Genomic DNA, 15,045 nt, shown 5'->3' on the forward strand with positions numbered 1-15,045 from the left:
TTCAGCCGCCCAACAGCGCGATGCTGTTCTGGGCAATACATTCTATGGCCTCGGGACGTTGTGCTATTTCCAGCACGTCCCGCGCCGTTTCTTCTGTGACGCCGGTGACGGATGCCCCGGCGATGGAAATAATCTCTCCGGCGCTGGCCGCATCGATGATGCAATCGGTCACCGGGGCTGCGTTCACACCGGGAAACCGCTGCTGCACAACGCCGTTCACCACCCTTTTGGCCCGATCCTGCGCCAGCGTGTCGGCGGCTTCATTGGCTGCGGTGCAACCGCTCAGCGTCAGCGCCACAATAACACCCGCACCAACGAGGTTCGCACCGCGATATCTCGCCCCGCGTTCCACCTTAGCTTAGCCCCTGCGCCACGCAGTTGCGCACAGTGTCCTTTTCGGCAGAGCTCAGGCCCATGCGATTGTCAAACTTGATGGCAATCGCGCCGCTCTCCCGCTTTTCGGTCGAAAAGATGATCTGCGTCGCCTCTGTATGGCTAAAGATACACTGTGAAATCAGCGCATTCACCTGATCCTGCGTCTGTGCCAGTGTCGGCGTAGCCGCCAACCCCGCGATAAGGCCCAGCACCACCCGCATCAGAATGTCCGTTCCTTGGGGGCGATTTTCTTCAGGCTGATCCCACCCTCTTTCTCGGTGGTCAGCGGATCCTCAACAATCGGGCGATAGCTCAGACCGACCTTGTTGCCCTCCACCCGTGCAATCGTATGCACACGCCATTTTTCGTCGTCGCGGGTGCTGAAATCCTCATGCGCATGTGCGCCGCGGCTCTCTTGGCGCGCCTCGGCACCGTGGATCGTGGCCAGCGCATTGGGCATCAGGTTGGTCAGTTCCAGCGATTCCATCAGATCGGTGTTCCAGACCAAGGAGCGATCCGTCACATGCAGATCATCCAGCTTGGCCGCAATCGCGGTCATCTTGTCCACGCCTTCCTTCAGTGTCTTGGAGGTGCGGAATACAGCCGCATCCGCCTGCATGGTTTTCTGCATCTCCAGCCGCAGATCGGCCGTCGGCGTTCCGCCATTTGCATTGCGTACACTGTCGAACCGGTCAAACGCCTTGTCCACCTGACCCTGATTGGTGCCCGGCACGGCGCTCTCGGCATCCACGACCTTGCCCGCGCGGATTGCCGCCGCACGACCAAAGACCACCAGATCAATCAGCGAATTCGATCCCAGCCGGTTCGCGCCATGCACCGACGCACAGCCCGCTTCGCCCACGGCCATCAGCCCCGGAACCACAGCCTTGGGGTCTTTCTTGGTCGGGTTCAGAACTTCACCCCAATAGTTGGTCGGAATGCCGCCCATGTTGTAGTGCACGGTCGGAATGACCGGGATCGGCTCTTTGGTGACGTCCACACCTGCGAAAATCTTGGCGCTCTCGGAAATGCCGGGCAGCCGGAGGTTCAACGCCTCAGGCGGCAGGTGCGACAGGTTCAGGTGAATGTGATCTCCAGCCTCGCCGACACCGCGTCCTTCGCGGATTTCCATCGTCATCGACCGGCTGACATAGTCGCGCGGCGCCAGATCCTTGTAGTTCGGCGCATAGCGTTCCATGAACCGCTCGCCCTCGGAATTGGTCAGATAGCCACCTTCACCACGCGCGCCCTCGGTGATCAGACACCCCGAGCCGTAAATACCCGTCGGGTGAAACTGCACGAACTCCATGTCCTGCAATGGCAACCCGGCCCGTGCCACCATCCCGCCGCCGTCACCGGTGCAGGTGTGGGCCGATGTGGCGCTGAAATACGCGCGGCCATAGCCACCCGTTGCCAGCACCACCATCTTGGCGTTGAACACATGCATCGTGCCATCGTCCAGCTTCCAGCAGACAACGCCGGTACAGGCACCATCATCCGACATGATCAGATCAATGGCAAAATACTCGATGTAAAACTCGGCGTTGTTTTTCAGGCTTTGGCCATACAAGGTGTGCAGAATCGCATGCCCGGTCCGGTCCGCTGCCGCACAGGTGCGCTGTACGGCCGGACCTTCACCGAATTCGGTCGTGTGCCCACCAAAGGGGCGCTGGTAAATCTTGCCCTCTTCGGTGCGCGAAAACGGCACGCCGTAATGCTCCAATTCGTAAACCGCCTTGGGTGCCTCGCGGGCCAGATACTCCATCGCGTCCGTGTCACCCAGCCAGTCCGATCCCTTGACCGTGTCATACATATGCCACTGCCAATGATCCGGCCCCATGTTGCTGAGGCTCGCCGCAATCCCGCCCTGCGCCGCCACCGTGTGCGAACGTGTCGGAAACACCTTGGTCACGCAGGCGGTGCGCAACCCTTGTTCAGCCATGCCCAACGTGGCCCGCAAGCCCGCGCCACCGGCACCGACCACAACCACATCATATTCATGCGTTTCATATTCATAAGCAGCCATCGGGTCAGATCCTTAAATCGCGATTTTGGCAAGGGCGAACAGCCCGGTGGCCGTCAGCCCATAACACAGCGCCGTCATACCGATGATCAGCGCCTTGCGCGTGGTGCCATGCGAATAGTCCTCCAGCATGGTCTGCGCTCCTTTGCGGAAATGCTGCAATCCCACAAACAGGATCAACCCGGTCAGGATCGCGACGGCGGGATGCGCAAAAGTGGCCAGAACATCCTGATGGCTGGCACCAAGCGTGCTGCCGAAGATATACAAAAACGTCGGCACGATCAGCGCCAGGCCAACACCGCTGACGGTCATATACCAGTGGTGCTCGGTCCCGGAATGGGCAGCGCCTTTGCCTTCGGCGCGCTTGCGGGCGGTCAGATAACGCATGGCTTGCCTCCCTTAGATGATAATGATTGTCAGGATCGTCAGCACAACCGACCCGATAACGCAGATCCAGCCGAGCGTCTCAGCAGTCTTGATGTCCAGACCACGGCCCGCATCCCAGATCAGATGCCGCAACCCGGCCAGATAATGATACCAGACCGCCCATAGTGACAGTGTCAGCACCAGATCCCCGAACCACGAAGTGATGAACGCATTCGCCGTCTCAAAGTACTGCGGCCCCGCAGCAGCGGCCAGCAACCACCAGACGATCAGCAGCGCCGTCACGATCAGCGCGTTCCCGGTGATCCGCGTCAGGATCGACGAAATCGCGGTCAATTGCGGGCGGTAGATTGTCAGGTGCGGTGACAGCGGGCGATCGCCCCGGTTCACATCGGCCATATTACATGTCCCCTTAGTTTGGCGCATGACCCGGCCCCCGCAGGAGCGATGCCATGACTGGCTAGCCTTTTGTGACGTGTTTTAGCGCGACTGTCACCGGTGCACAGCCCCAAATGCCATTCAGACCAAGGTTTTTGCTACATAACCGCTCTTTGTGATCACATGAATTTCGCCGTGATCACAAATTCGATTCTCGCCACGTTTTCGTGATCACGAATCACGCAACCAGTCGGCAGCATCAGCCAGATGCGCCGAAAGCAGACCGGCCACGCCTATTTGGCGGTTCCCTGCGCGCACATCCACTGCCGCACCGCCTCGACCGCCGGATCGCGCCGTGGGTTGCGCTCTGCCAGCAGATAGAAATCCTGCGCGCCCACCATCGTCTCGGACATGACCTGAACCAGATGCCCCGCCTCCAGATCACGGGCAACCAGAAACCGCGGAACCAGCGCGACCCCCTGCCCGGAAAGCGCTGCATCAATTGCCAATGCCGTCTGATTCAGACGCAGATCGCGTCCGTCATGCCCTCGAATATTCAGCATCTTCTCGAAGTCTGACCAGAACCCATGCGCGTCATGCAGTTTCGGCAATCGTGTCAACACGGCAGGATCAAGCGGCAGGTCATCTCCCGCCACCAATCCCGGCGCGGCCACTGCGATGATCTCCTGCTCAAAAAGACGCACCGCCTCCAGCGCCGCGCCAAAGGGTGGCTTAGCCTGCCGCACAGCCAGATCAATGCCATCACCATGAAAACTGGATACATTCTCCGTTGCCAGAATCCGCAGGTCGATCTCGGGATGCGCCTCGGACAAGCTAGGCAAATTCGGAATCAGCCATTTCGCGGCAAAGGTCGGCGTGACACTGATCAACACTTTTCCCGGCTCCGGGCGCACAGTGTTCGTCGCATCCCGCAAATCGCCAAATGCGGCAGCAACCTGCGCGTGATAACTACGCCCCACTGCGGTAAAGGCCAGCCCCTTCGGCAATCGTTCGAACAGTGGCATACCCAGATGCGCTTCCAATCGCCGGACATGCTGCGCCACCGCTCCTTGCGTGACACCCAACTCATCTGCCGCCGCGCGAAAGTTCAGATGCCGCCCCGCCGCGTCAAAGGCATGCAACGCGTTCAAAGGAGGAAGATGAGCCATTTGCCGATAGTTATCCTACAGTCTGATCGCGCCCTTTCTAGCGCGAAATCCCCCCTGACCCCAAGTACAAATACCCAAACGCAACCTGAAACACCGATATCGGAGCAGTCCTATGACGACGCACACACTCTCATGCCCCCCCGTCGATACGACCCCTGCCGTCGCCCCGGCGCGGGACCGCCTGACCTTTGCCATCAAATGGGCCGCCTCCATGATCCAGATCTTCGGCTACACCGCCACTGCATTTGGCTGGACACCGCTGAACCTCTATCTTTTTCTCGTTGGGGTCTTGGGATGGTTCATTGTTGGCGTGCTCTGGAACGACCGCGCGATCATGCTGATCCACGTCGTCGCACTCGGCGCAATGCTCGCCGGGATGAGCGCGGGTTGACCCTGACCCTGCATTTTACACCTTTGCATAAATGCTCTCGCCGGAGGCGGCACATCCCCGCCTCCACACTCCGCCTATGTGACGCGGACCGCTGCCCTCCGCACCCGCCCGATGCCATCGGCCCGCAGGGCCGGGGGCAGAGATATCCAGCGTGCGCGCCAGCGCACTCAATGATCTCAGAGCGGCACCAACGCCCAGTAATCCAAATCCAGCAGCACATCCGGCAGATACTTGCCATCGTCGCCCTTCAACGCAAAGGGATCGCCCCCCTTTGTTGCCACCAGCCGCAGACGCAGCGCGCCGACACCCGGCGCGGATGTCTCCGCTCGGTCCAGCACTTCGCTCCATGCTCGGACGGTATCGCCCGCATAGCACGGGTTGGCATGTGCCCCGCCATTCAGTCCGACAACCATCTGCGCATTGGCCAGACCATTGAAACTTAGCGCGCGGGCCATTGATATGACATGCCCGCCATAGATCAGCCGCCGCCCATCCGGGCGCGCGCCGGAATCGAAATGCACCTTGGCCGTGTTCTGCCACAGCCGGGTGGCCAGCATATGTTCGGCTTCCTCGATCGTAACACCGTCCACATGGTCAATCGTTTCGCCAACGGCGTAATCGCCCCAGCGATGCGGCTCGCCCGCCAGCCCAAAGTCATAATTGGTAAAATCTAGTCCCTCGGGCACCACCAGTTGATCCGCTTTCAGTACCGACGCCAGTTCGGGGATCACCACCTCCGGCGCATCGCTGCCCGGTTCACGTTTGCGCACCATCACCCAGCGCACATAATCCAGTACTGTCTCGCCGCGCTGATTATGCCCCTTGGTCCGCACCCAGACGACACCGGATTTGCCGTTCGAATTCTGCTTCAGCCCGATCACGTCAGAGGTCGAACTGATGGTATCACCGGGATAGACCGGGCGCAGCCAGCGGCCCTCGGCATAGCCCAGATTGGCCAACGCATTCAGCGATACATCCGGCACTGTTTTGCCAAACACGACGTGGAACGCCGCCATGTCATCCAGCGGCGCGGCAGGCAGGCCGCACTCGCGCGCAAATTCATCCGATGAGTACAGCGCATGGCGCGCCGGATAGAGCGCATGATAGAGCGCGCGTTCCCCCCCCGACACTGTGCGCGGCACCGCGTGGCGGATGGTTTCGCCAACGCTGTAATCCTCGAAAAATCGGCCCGGATTGGTCTTGGCCATGCTCACTGTTCCCCCAGCTTGGTCTCGGGGGTGTAGTCCCCCGGCGCATCCTTGGTCACGGCCTGCCCGCACCGCATCACACCATTGGCGTGGTCCCAGGCATAGGTCGGGCTGCCATGCAGTGCCCACCCCTTGTTCAGCGCCAGCGTGACCTTGTGACAGAATGCCGACGTGTCATCGGCGGTAAGCAAACGATAAAGCTTCATCAGACCCTCATCCAAATGTCGGATAGCCCAGCGCATAATGCACACCGGCGATCCCTGCGTAGACGATCAAAGTCGCAATGACCGTCGTGATTTCCTTGCGCCGTGGTGCGGGCGGCGGCGGGGTCCAGTCGCGCTCGGACCGGTTGATGACGATGACCTCGATCACCGCCCACGCCATCAATCCGCCAAACAGGACGAACGATGGCACATCGCCATTGACCAACAGATGCGCCAACGCCCACACCTTGACCGCGGTTAACATCGGATGACGCATGCGCCGCGCCAATGCGGTTTTCGCCCCCGACACCGCGAACAGGTAGATCGACAGCAACATCAGCAGGTTGTTGATGCCCACCATCGCCGGGCTGCGCCCCCAATAGACCGCACCATCGGCCATCCGGTAACCCAGCACCATCAGCACCACACCTGCGAGGATTGTCAGCGCAATCGGCCCGCGCCCCTTGGCCCCCATGGCCGCGCGCCGTGCAGGCGCCATGCGTTTGAACAGATGCGCACCGATCCACAGCGCCAACCCGACAATCAACAGGATCATACCCATCACACCACCGCCATTTCAGTAACCGCATCCGCACGTGCCAACAGCCGCTTGGCTGCCACCACATGCAGGTTCTCTACGATCATGCCATCAACCACCGCGACCCCCTGCCCCGAGGCTTCGCTTGCCACGAACGCCTCGATTTGCCGTCGCGCCAGATCGATCTCTGAACTGGTCGGTGCGAAGGCGATGTTCGCGCCCTCGATCTGGGCGGGGTGGATCAAGGTCTTGCCGTCAAATCCCAGATCGCGGCCCTGCTCGCATTCCGCGCGCAACCCTTCGCCATCGCGAAACCGGTTGTAAACCCCGTCAATCGCCACGATCCGCGCCGCGCGCGCCGCCATAACGATCATCTGCAACGCGGTCATCAGCGGCAGGCGGTCGGCACGGGTGCGGCTACCCAGATCCTTGGTCAGGTCGTTGGTGCCTGTGACCAGTCCCGTCACCCGGCCGTGCGCCGCAATATCGCGCGCGTTGAACACACTGACGGGGGTTTCCATCATCGTCCAGATCGGCATGTCGGCAGGCAGCAGATCGGCCAGATTGTCCACGTCCGAGCGGGTATTGACCTTGGGCAGCAGGATCGCATCCGCGCCCGCATCGCCCAGCACGCGCACATCTTCCAGCCCCCATGCGGTTGTCAGCGCATTGATGCGCACGATCTTGGCTCGCTTGCCATACCCGCCTTCCTTCAACGCGGCCGCCAGCGTCTGACGCGCCTCGGCCTTGGCATCGGGGGCGACGGCATCTTCCAGATCAAAAATGATCGCATCGGTGGGCAGGCTGCGCGCCTTGTCCAGCGCGCGGTCCTTGGAACCGGGGATATATAGAACTGATCGGTACGGGTGGCTGGCAGCGTCCATGGACCTCTCCTGCATTGAGTGCGGGCAATATTCTTGCGCATTCAATGCCATTTTTGATGTGATTTGTTCAAGCCCTTATGTGCCGCAGCGCAGCATTACGCACGACACGCCCCCCCGCGTACGGGTTGTTAACCGTGTTTAGATACACTGTTGCCCATGCTGATCGGCACACATGGACAGGGAGCCTGCAACAAAAAAGGGTAGACCCATGATAAACCGAATGATCGGCGGCACCGCACTCGCCGCATGTCTCACAGGCAGTTTTCCGGCACTGGCCGCACCCAACTGCGCGCCGCGTGACATCGTCGTGTCGCGCCTCGCCGACACCTATGGCGAAACACGGCACTCCATCGGTCTGGGCGCCAATAACGCCGTGGTCGAGGTTTTCGCCTCCGACGCCTCGGGCAGTTGGACAATCACTGTCACGTCGCCGACCGGCGTGACCTGCCTTGTCGCCAGCGGCATGGCGTTCGAAACGCTGGCCGAAGCGTTGCCAGCACAGGGGAGCGATGCGTGACCACCTCTTGCCCCAGCCTCAGGTCAAACCAGCGCATCCCAGATCAGCTTGGCCCCCGTCGCCGTCAACAACACATAGGTTAACGCAAAGAATGCGCGCTCCGGGACAGCCCGGTGCGCGATCACGCCCAGCCACGCACCCAACAGGGCAAAGGGTGCTAGTACGATGTCGATCAGTAATGTCTGCGTGGTGAATATCCCCAGAAACCCATAGGGCACGGCCTTGGCGATGTTCACCATCCAGAACAGCAGCACCGTGGTCGCTTGGTATTCAGTCTTGGTCAGCCCGCGCGACAGCAGATAAATCGCGGCAGGTGGTCCGCCCGCGTGGCTGACAAAGCTGGTGAACCCGGCCACCAGCCCGGCAACCGCCCCGCCCCATGCAGGGATTTCCCCGCGCACGCGGCGCGCGGTGCCCAGTCGCCCCCATAGCTGCCAGCCCACGAACAGCAGACAAATCGCCCCGATCAGCAATCGCAGCGCATCTGCGTCCGCCACCTGATACAACGCAGCCCCCAGTGCGACCCCCGGCATCCCGCCCAGCACCAACAGCCGCGCATCCGGCCAGCTCCATTGCCGCCAATAGGGGCGTAGCGTCGCCAAATCGATCAGCATCAATACTGGCAGCATGATTCCCAGCGCCTGTCCCGGCGTCAGCGCGATCGCCAGCATACTTGCCCCGGCAAAGGCCGCACCCGATCCGAAGCCCCCTTTTGAGATTCCGGCAAAAATCGCCGCCAATGCCGCGAGCAGCCAGACACCCGGCGTCAACCCGAGCAGAGTGTTGATCTCAAGGGCCATCGTGGGGTGATTCCTATCTGCTCAGCTAAAAAATTTCACGTCTGGATGAATCGCCGGGAACCGACAGGGCGCATCCACGTTGATGTATCACACGGCGGCTCACGCCGTAAGCAGACAAAAATAGTGATTAAGGAGATGAAAATGAAACGTTTTCTGACAACGACCGCGCTCGCCCTGACGCTAGGCACTTCGGCTCTGGCAGAGGCACATGGCCCCATCGACTGGAGCGCCGAAATGGAACCGACCATGGGTCAGTTCTATGGTTCGGATCTGATCGGCATGCGTATTTACCGCGCCGAAAAGGATTATGAAACCGGCGGCGAAATCGCCCGCAGTGCCACGGATCAATGGGATGACATCGGTGAAATCAACGACCTGATCATCAGCCAAGACGGCGAAGTTGACGCCGTGATCCTCGGGATCGGTGGTTTTCTAGGGATCGGTGAACGTGACGTTGCCATCCAGATGGATGCAATCCGCGTCCTGAATGAAACCGGCGACTCGGGTGATCGCTTCCTCGTGGTTAACGCCACCAAGGAGCAGCTTGAGACCGTGCCCGAATATGATCGTAGCGCTGCAATGACCGGTGCCCATGACGGCAACATGAAGACCGAAGCCGACATGGAAACCGATACAGCCATGGGCGCAGACACTGCCGACGCGAACAAGCCAGAGGCCGAAATCTCGCAGGAAAATGCGACGGCTGCGGACATGGACACGGATACGATGGCAAATGTGCCCACACTCAACCGGCCTGCAGTCGAACGTGAAGGTTATGCAGAGGTTGAACTGGTCGACGCCCGCAACTTTAGCGTCGACGACCTGCAAGGCGCCCGTGTCTATGGCATCAACGATGAGAATCTTGGCGAAATCTCCGAGCTTCTTGTCGAAGACGGCAAGTTGACCCGCGCTGTGGTCGATGTTGGCGGCTTCCTCGGAATGGGGGAAAAGCCGGTGGCCGTAGACTTTGAAACGCTGCAAATCCTGCAAAGTAGCAATGACGGATCACTGCTGATCTATCTCGACGCAACCGAGGAAAGCCTCGAAGCGCAACCAGAATATGAAGCCAGCTAACCGTCTGGACTATCACATCAGGGCCGTCCCAATCGGGGCGGCCTTTTTGCGTTGTGCGCACGCGCCGCAGCATGCTGGCTTGCACGTGCGCCAGCGATTGGATAGCACAGGGCGCAAATTCACCCACCGGAGACTATTCTCATGGCCAGACCCAAGATCGCCCTCATCGGCGCAGGACAGATCGGCGGAACGCTCGCCCATCTCGCAGCACTCAAGGAACTGGGCGACGTCGTCCTCTTTGACATCGCCGAAGGCATCCCCGAGGGCAAAGCCCTCGATATCGCCGAATCCGGCCCTTCCGAGGGCTTTGACGCAAACATGAGCGGCACACAATCCTACGCCGACATCGCTGGCGCCGACGTCTGCATCGTCACCGCCGGTGTCGCCCGCAAACCGGGCATGAGCCGTGATGACCTCTTGGGCATCAACCTCAAGGTTATGAAATCGGTCGGCGAAGGCATCCGCGATCACGCGCCGAACGCATTCGTCATCTGCATCACCAACCCGCTGGATGCGATGGTCTGGGCGCTGCGCGAATTTTCCGGCCTGCCCCACGAGAAAGTCTGCGGCATGGCCGGCGTGTTGGACAGCGCCCGCTTCCGCCACTTCCTCAGCCTCGAATTTGGCGTCTCGATGAAGGACGTGACCGCGTTCGTCCTGGGCGGACACGGCGACACGATGGTGCCACTGGTGCGCTATTCCACCGTTGCGGGCATTCCTCTGCCTGACCTGATCGACATGGGCTGGACCACTCAGGACAAGATGGACGCCATCGTTCAGCGTACCCGCGACGGCGGTGCCGAAATCGTCGGTCTGCTGAAAACCGGCTCTGCCTTCTACGCGCCCGCCACTTCGGCGATCGAGATGGCCGAGATCGTATCTCAAGGACCAAAAGCGCGTCCTGCCCTGCGCGGCCCACGTGGACGGCGCTTATGGCCTCAAGGGCTTTTACGTCGGCGTTCCCACCGTGATTGGTGCTGGCGGCATCGAAAAAGTCGTCGAGATCAAGATGAACAAGGACGAACAGGCGATGTTCGACAAATCCGTTGATGCGGTCAAAGGCTTGGTCAAAGCCTGCAAAGACATCGACGGCTCGCTGGCCTGATCCGAGTTTACGTGACTGAAAAGGCCCCGGTAGATACTCCGGGGCCTTTTTGGTATCAGGCGGTTGGTTGCCTGTGCGTCGTTAACCGGGCGATCTGGCCCTCTAATTATCTGGGATAGAATGATGATCAAGCTTGGCTCATGGTTCCTGATTGTGGCAGCGTTTTTGACGATTGCAGGCTGCGGCGCAACGCCCACCATTGAACCGGTTGAACAAAACGACATCACCAAACTGGCGACTCAGATTCAGGGATTGGGGTCGGGCGTGGCCCCCGCAGAGGCCGAACGCGCCGCCGAAATCGCCTACAGGTATTCGCTCCAGCTGGCACAGGAATATCAGGTCACCGATCCGCCGCTTGTCCACAATGCCAAGGTGATTCACGGCTATCGCCCGCGTGGTCTATGCAATCATTGGACCGAAGACCTGAACAAGCGTCTGAAACAAGAACACTTTCGCACGCTGTCACTCCATTGGGCGATCTCGCCCCCGACCCCGTTCCGGATCATCCATCACACGGTCATCATCAGCGCGCGGGGCGACACACTTGACGACGGCATTGTTCTGGATCCCTGGCGCAACAGCGGCGCTCTCTTTTGGTCAAAAACCAAAGCAGACGATCATTACAATTGGCGGCCCCGCATGGAAGTCCGCGAAGAATTGCTAAACGGGTAAAACACGTCAGACGCAAGCTAGGGCGCCGCTCTAGTACACTCATCGCCCGCCCACTGTCACAAGATAGTCGGCGGGTCACTGGACGGGCGCGCACTACTGCGGGAACCTTTCCAGATTTCCTGCATCAAAGGGATCGAGTGCCAACAAATGGCACTGCTATCCCTATGAAAGGAAATCAGATGATCAAACCCCTGTTCTTGAGCGCAGCATTCTTGGCTACATCAGTCACATTCGCGGTTGCCCATGACGAGAAAGCATTACTTCAATCCCCTCCCGGTGACCCTTTTGTTCAGGTGAGTAAGGTCTTGCCTCTGCCCGACTTTCTGCCCGGTTTGGGGACATTGTTCGTGGACCCCGAAAAACTGCCAGCCGGTCCGTTCCTTGCCTATGACCATGATGGCAAACTGTCCGCGTCTGTATACATGACACCGCTGGAAGATCTTCAGAACGGCACCGCCTACGACGACCTCGCGATCGGGATGCATAACGTTAGTTCCGTTGATGTTTACTACAACGCAGGGCATCCCGGCGTCGAGAAACCTCATGCTCATGTCGTGCTGTATCATGATCCCGAGGCCAAGGAGCGGCTGGCAAAATGATCCTCGCCCGACGCAGATTTCTGAAGATGGGAGGTGGCTTCATTGCCACTCTCTCGCTCTCGACGCCGATGCGTGCTGCAACAGTGCAGACCATCAAGATGGAAGGCTCTGCACGAGGCGAGCGCATTTGGTTTTCACCAAACGGTTTGGCGATCTCGCCCGGCACGACCCTCCGCTTTGTAAACCGCGATCAGGGGAATGCACATACAGCCACCGCATATTGCCCCGAACTTTACGATCGGGCACGCCGCATTCCAAAGGCTGCCGCACCATGGGACAGTGGCTTTCTCTTGCCTGACGAAAGTTTTGAAGTCACGCTGACGGTACCCGGTGTCTACGATTACTACTGCATTCCGCACGAAATGGCCGCCATGGTCGGGCGCATCGTCGTCGGCCAACCGGGCGACCCCGGTTGGCAGTACCCCAACCCGGACACTGACGACATAGCGCCGGAGGCATTGACTGCCCTGCCGACGGTCGAAACTATTCTGACCTATGGACGGGTCGAACCAGAGGACGCCACATGAATGTCCGACCAAACCATCAAGCCATCGCACCTGCCGAAACAACCATTCCGGAGGCCGAGTTGGTCCGCGCCGCCAGAGAAGGTAGCGAAAGCGCTGTGCGAGAATTGATTCGGCGGATGAATCCGCGCCTCTTCAGGATTGCCCGTGGCATCACCGCCAGCAACACCGAGGCAGAGGATGTGGTGCAGGAAACCTACCTCAAGGCTTTCACCCGGTTGGATACATTTCGTGGTGACGCGCAATTTGCCACTTGGGTGACAAGCATCGCGATCAATACCGCCCGAATGCATGTTCGCTCTGCCCGACCACAAGAGGAATACAACACCGTGGCCGAAGATGATAACAGCACCAACTCCGTTCTTACCTTTCCCGGTCAGGCTCCGGATCGACCAGAGGCCGCACTTGGACGTGCGCAAATGCGCGTTCTCTTAGAGCAAACGGTTGCGGATTTGCCTGCGCATTTGCGCCTTCCCTTTTTGATGCGCGAAGCCGAAGGCATGAGTGTGCTCACCATCGCAAGGGACCTGTCCCTTAATCCGGTCACGGTAAAGACACGTCTGTTTCGCGCGCGACGCCGGTTGCGCAACGCTCTACAGGAAAACATCCAAGGCGGGTTTGACGCTATATTTCCATTTGATGGGGCACGCTGCGTGGGTATGGCGAACCGGGTCGTGGCAGAATTGAAGTCCAAGCGGCATATATGATGCAGCCAGACATTAACGCTCCGCGATAACGCGCCGCCGATACGCCTTTTCCGCTTCGGCGGCGCAGTTACATGATCCTGATCGGGTCATTTGATTCTATCGAACTCTGGTTCACCGGCCATTTGTGATCACACGATTTATCCGTGTGATCACAAAATGGCATTATTCACCAAAATTGCGCGAAACTCGCACAAAGCCGTTTAAACTATGTCCATCCTTGTGGGTATAACTGTGCCAACACCAGCAACACGGGGACTGCCCACATGAACATCCACGAGTATCAGGCCAAATCTCTTTTGCGCTCCTACGGCGCACCGGTCTCGGACGGGCGCGTCGTGCTCCGCGCCGAAGAGGCCAAGACCGCAGCAGGCGAGATGGATGGCCCGCTTTGGGTGGTCAAGGCGCAGATTCACGCCGGCGGGCGCGGCAAGGGCAAATTCAAGGAACCCGGCGCTGGCGAAGCAGGCGGCGTGCGTCTGGCCAAATCGGTCGAAGAGGCCGCCGATGAGGCGAAAAAGATGCTGGGTCGCACCCTCGTAACCAAACAGACCGGCCCGGCGGGCAAACAGGTCAACCGCATCTATATCGAGGATGGCTCGGGCATCGAAACCGAGATGTACCTCGCCATTCTGGTCGACCGCCAAACCAGCCGCGTCAGCTTTGTCTGCTCGACAGAGGGCGGCATGGACATCGAGGAAGTCGCAGAAAAGACGCCCGAAAAAATCCTCAGCTTCTCGGTCGACCCGGCCACGGGCTATCAGCCCTATCACGGCCGCCGCATCGCCTTTAACCTCGGTCTGGAGGGCGCGCAGGTCAAACAATGCGTCAAGCTGATGGGCACGCTCTACAAGCTGTTCCTCGACAAGGACATGGAGATGCTGGAGATCAACCCGCTGATCGTGACCGACAAGGGTGATCTGAAATGTCTTGATGCCAAGATGGGTTTTGACAGTAACGCGGTCTACCGCCACGCCGACATCGCCGAGCTGCGCGACGTGACCGAAGAAGACCCCAAGGAACTGGAAGCGTCGAAATACGACCTGAACTATATCGCGCTGGATGGCGAAATCGGCTGCATGGTTAACGGCGCGGGTCTTGCCATGGCCACGATGGATATCATCAAACTTTACGGCGCAGAGCCTGCCAACTTCCTCGACGTCGGCGGCGGTGCCACCAAGGAGAAGGTTACCGAGGCGTTCAAGATCATCACCTCTGATCCGCAAGTCAAAGGCATCCTCGTGAACATTTTCGGCGGCATCATGCGCTGCGACGTCATCGCCGAGGGCGTTGTCGCTGCTGTGAAAGAGGTCGGTCTGAAGGTGCCGCTGGTCGTGCGTCTTGAGGGCACCAACGTCGAAAAGGGCAAGGAGATCATCAACAACTCCGACGTCGACGTGATCGCCGCGGATAACCTGAAGGATGGTGCCGAGAAGATCGTGAAGGCAGTTAAGGGTTAAGCGCGCAGGGTGGGTGTTCTGCCCACCCGACGCAACA

General features: G+C 59.6%; 19 protein-coding genes and 1 pseudogene. 9 read left to right on the forward strand and 11 right to left on the reverse strand.

All coding sequences use genetic code 11. From position 1 onward, the window contains the following. Position 1: 1 nt before the first annotated feature. The 6 genes from N7U68_RS08375 to N7U68_RS08400 form a co-directional block, all read right to left on the reverse strand. The gene (locus tag N7U68_RS08375; protein WP_241188118.1) at positions 2–352 is read right to left on the reverse strand and encodes a succinate dehydrogenase; all 351 of its coding nucleotides are present in this window, start codon (positions 350–352) and stop codon (positions 2–4) included. Position 353: 1 nt separating this feature from the next. Further along, positions 354–596, reverse strand: coding sequence for a hypothetical protein (locus N7U68_RS08380; RefSeq protein WP_165196474.1), 243 nt, complete (start codon positions 594–596; stop codon positions 354–356). Further along, positions 596–2,401, reverse strand: coding sequence for a succinate dehydrogenase flavoprotein subunit (gene sdhA / locus N7U68_RS08385; RefSeq protein WP_165196472.1), 1,806 nt, complete (start codon positions 2,399–2,401; stop codon positions 596–598). The genes N7U68_RS08380 and sdhA overlap by 1 nt, the downstream gene beginning before the upstream one ends. A 12-nt stretch (positions 2,402–2,413) precedes the next feature. Then, a complete protein-coding gene (gene sdhD, locus N7U68_RS08390) occupies positions 2,414–2,785 on the reverse strand; it encodes a succinate dehydrogenase, hydrophobic membrane anchor protein (protein WP_263048817.1) in 372 nt (123 codons plus the stop codon). 12 nt (positions 2,786–2,797) lie between these two features. Further along, positions 2,798–3,181, reverse strand: a complete 384-nt coding sequence (sdhC, locus tag N7U68_RS08395) for a succinate dehydrogenase, cytochrome b556 subunit (protein WP_165196468.1) — start codon at positions 3,179–3,181, stop codon at positions 2,798–2,800. Positions 3,182–3,453: 272 nt separating this feature from the next. Continuing rightward, a complete protein-coding gene (locus N7U68_RS08400) occupies positions 3,454–4,329 on the reverse strand; it encodes a LysR substrate-binding domain-containing protein (RefSeq protein WP_263048818.1) in 876 nt (291 codons plus the stop codon). A gap of 112 nt (positions 4,330–4,441) precedes the next feature. On the opposite strand from N7U68_RS08400, the gene N7U68_RS08405 reads away from it, so the two are divergent. Beyond that, positions 4,442–4,720 carry a DUF6552 family protein gene (locus tag N7U68_RS08405; RefSeq protein WP_263048819.1) on the forward strand — a complete coding sequence of 93 codons (279 nt, stop codon included), beginning with the start codon at positions 4,442–4,444 and terminating at the stop codon, positions 4,718–4,720. A 176-nt stretch (positions 4,721–4,896) separates the two neighbouring features. Here the strand turns inward: N7U68_RS08405 and N7U68_RS08410 are convergent, their stop codons facing one another. From N7U68_RS08410 to N7U68_RS08425, 4 genes are read right to left on the reverse strand one after another with little or no spacing between them, the layout of a single operon-like run. Further along, on the reverse strand, positions 4,897–5,928 hold the full coding sequence (locus tag N7U68_RS08410) for a MaoC family dehydratase (RefSeq protein ID WP_263048820.1): 1,032 nt from the start codon (positions 5,926–5,928) through the stop codon (positions 4,897–4,899). 2 nt (positions 5,929–5,930) lie between these two features. After that, positions 5,931–6,134 carry a DUF1737 domain-containing protein gene (locus N7U68_RS08415; RefSeq protein ID WP_165196462.1) on the reverse strand — a complete coding sequence of 68 codons (204 nt, stop codon included), beginning with the start codon at positions 6,132–6,134 and terminating at the stop codon, positions 5,931–5,933. 7 nt (positions 6,135–6,141) lie between these two features. Further along, a complete protein-coding gene (locus N7U68_RS08420) occupies positions 6,142–6,687 on the reverse strand; it encodes an NnrU family protein (protein WP_263048821.1) in 546 nt (181 codons plus the stop codon). Positions 6,688–6,692: 5 nt separating this feature from the next. Further along, on the reverse strand, positions 6,693–7,553 hold the full coding sequence (locus N7U68_RS08425; RefSeq protein WP_165196460.1) for an HpcH/HpaI aldolase/citrate lyase family protein: 861 nt from the start codon (positions 7,551–7,553) through the stop codon (positions 6,693–6,695). Between the two features lie 208 nt (positions 7,554–7,761). On the opposite strand from N7U68_RS08425, the gene N7U68_RS08430 reads away from it, so the two are divergent. Continuing rightward, positions 7,762–8,070, forward strand: a complete 309-nt coding sequence (locus tag N7U68_RS08430) for a hypothetical protein (RefSeq protein ID WP_165196458.1) — start codon at positions 7,762–7,764, stop codon at positions 8,068–8,070. A gap of 23 nt (positions 8,071–8,093) precedes the next feature. Here the strand turns inward: N7U68_RS08430 and N7U68_RS08435 are convergent, their stop codons facing one another. After that, a complete protein-coding gene (locus N7U68_RS08435) occupies positions 8,094–8,870 on the reverse strand; it encodes a sulfite exporter TauE/SafE family protein (protein ID WP_263048822.1) in 777 nt (258 codons plus the stop codon). A gap of 141 nt (positions 8,871–9,011) precedes the next feature. Here N7U68_RS08435 and N7U68_RS08440 point away from each other — a divergent pair, with 141 nt between their 5' ends. From N7U68_RS08440 to sucC, 7 genes and pseudogenes are all read left to right on the forward strand, one after another. Continuing rightward, positions 9,012–9,944, forward strand: a complete 933-nt coding sequence (locus tag N7U68_RS08440; protein WP_165196454.1) for a PRC-barrel domain-containing protein — start codon at positions 9,012–9,014, stop codon at positions 9,942–9,944. 141 nt (positions 9,945–10,085) lie between these two features. After that, a pseudogene (gene mdh / locus N7U68_RS08445) lies at positions 10,086–11,049 on the forward strand (malate dehydrogenase). Between the two features lie 123 nt (positions 11,050–11,172). Continuing rightward, positions 11,173–11,721: a hypothetical protein gene (locus N7U68_RS08450; RefSeq protein WP_263048823.1), complete on the forward strand. Its 549-nt coding sequence runs from the start codon at positions 11,173–11,175 to the stop codon at positions 11,719–11,721. A 179-nt stretch (positions 11,722–11,900) separates the two neighbouring features. Beyond that, positions 11,901–12,320, forward strand: coding sequence for a hypothetical protein (locus N7U68_RS08455; protein WP_263048824.1), 420 nt, complete (start codon positions 11,901–11,903; stop codon positions 12,318–12,320). After that, the gene (locus N7U68_RS08460; RefSeq protein WP_263048825.1) at positions 12,317–12,847 is read left to right on the forward strand and encodes a cupredoxin domain-containing protein; all 531 of its coding nucleotides are present in this window, start codon (positions 12,317–12,319) and stop codon (positions 12,845–12,847) included. The genes N7U68_RS08455 and N7U68_RS08460 overlap by 4 nt, the downstream gene beginning before the upstream one ends. Beyond that, positions 12,844–13,551, forward strand: coding sequence for an RNA polymerase sigma factor (locus N7U68_RS08465; protein ID WP_263048826.1), 708 nt, complete (start codon positions 12,844–12,846; stop codon positions 13,549–13,551). Before N7U68_RS08460 ends, N7U68_RS08465 begins: the two co-directional genes overlap by 4 nt. Positions 13,552–13,814: 263 nt before the next feature. Continuing rightward, complete coding sequence (sucC, locus tag N7U68_RS08470; RefSeq protein ID WP_165196442.1) at positions 13,815–15,008, forward strand: ADP-forming succinate--CoA ligase subunit beta; 1,194 nt, start codon at positions 13,815–13,817, stop codon at positions 15,006–15,008. The last annotated feature ends 37 nt before the right edge of the window (positions 15,009–15,045 follow it).

It is taken from the genome of Roseovarius pelagicus, from assembly GCF_025639885.1.
In the GTDB taxonomy this organism is placed as follows: domain Bacteria; phylum Pseudomonadota; class Alphaproteobacteria; order Rhodobacterales; family Rhodobacteraceae; genus Roseovarius; species Roseovarius pelagicus.

Bases quoted from the DNA above. Each gene is read 5' to 3' on its own strand.
- N7U68_RS08400 (WP_263048818.1), bottom strand. From the start codon at position 4,329: ATGGCTCATCTTCCTCCTTTGAACGCGTTGCATGCCTTTGACGCGGCG.
- N7U68_RS08450 (WP_263048823.1), top strand. From the start codon at position 11,173: ATGATCAAGCTTGGCTCATGGTTCCTGATTGTGGCAGCGTTTTTGACG.
- N7U68_RS08405 (WP_263048819.1), top strand. From the start codon at position 4,442: ATGACGACGCACACACTCTCATGCCCCCCCGTCGATACGACCCCTGCC.
- sucC (WP_165196442.1), top strand. From the start codon at position 13,815: ATGAACATCCACGAGTATCAGGCCAAATCTCTTTTGCGCTCCTACGGC.
- N7U68_RS08420 (WP_263048821.1), bottom strand. From the start codon at position 6,687: ATGATCCTGTTGATTGTCGGGTTGGCGCTGTGGATCGGTGCGCATCTG.
- N7U68_RS08380 (WP_165196474.1), bottom strand. From the start codon at position 596: ATGCGGGTGGTGCTGGGCCTTATCGCGGGGTTGGCGGCTACGCCGACA.
- N7U68_RS08440 (WP_165196454.1), top strand. From the start codon at position 9,012: ATGAAACGTTTTCTGACAACGACCGCGCTCGCCCTGACGCTAGGCACT.
- N7U68_RS08455 (WP_263048824.1), top strand. From the start codon at position 11,901: ATGATCAAACCCCTGTTCTTGAGCGCAGCATTCTTGGCTACATCAGTC.
- N7U68_RS08435 (WP_263048822.1), bottom strand. From the start codon at position 8,870: ATGGCCCTTGAGATCAACACTCTGCTCGGGTTGACGCCGGGTGTCTGG.
- sdhD (WP_263048817.1), bottom strand. From the start codon at position 2,785: ATGCGTTATCTGACCGCCCGCAAGCGCGCCGAAGGCAAAGGCGCTGCC.
- N7U68_RS08415 (WP_165196462.1), bottom strand. From the start codon at position 6,134: ATGAAGCTTTATCGTTTGCTTACCGCCGATGACACGTCGGCATTCTGT.
- N7U68_RS08460 (WP_263048825.1), top strand. From the start codon at position 12,317: ATGATCCTCGCCCGACGCAGATTTCTGAAGATGGGAGGTGGCTTCATT.
- N7U68_RS08425 (WP_165196460.1), bottom strand. From the start codon at position 7,553: ATGGACGCTGCCAGCCACCCGTACCGATCAGTTCTATATATCCCCGGT.
- N7U68_RS08465 (WP_263048826.1), top strand. From the start codon at position 12,844: ATGAATGTCCGACCAAACCATCAAGCCATCGCACCTGCCGAAACAACC.
- sdhC (WP_165196468.1), bottom strand. From the start codon at position 3,181: ATGGCCGATGTGAACCGGGGCGATCGCCCGCTGTCACCGCACCTGACA.
- N7U68_RS08410 (WP_263048820.1), bottom strand. From the start codon at position 5,928: ATGGCCAAGACCAATCCGGGCCGATTTTTCGAGGATTACAGCGTTGGC.
- sdhA (WP_165196472.1), bottom strand. From the start codon at position 2,401: ATGGCTGCTTATGAATATGAAACGCATGAATATGATGTGGTTGTGGTC.
- N7U68_RS08430 (WP_165196458.1), top strand. From the start codon at position 7,762: ATGATAAACCGAATGATCGGCGGCACCGCACTCGCCGCATGTCTCACA.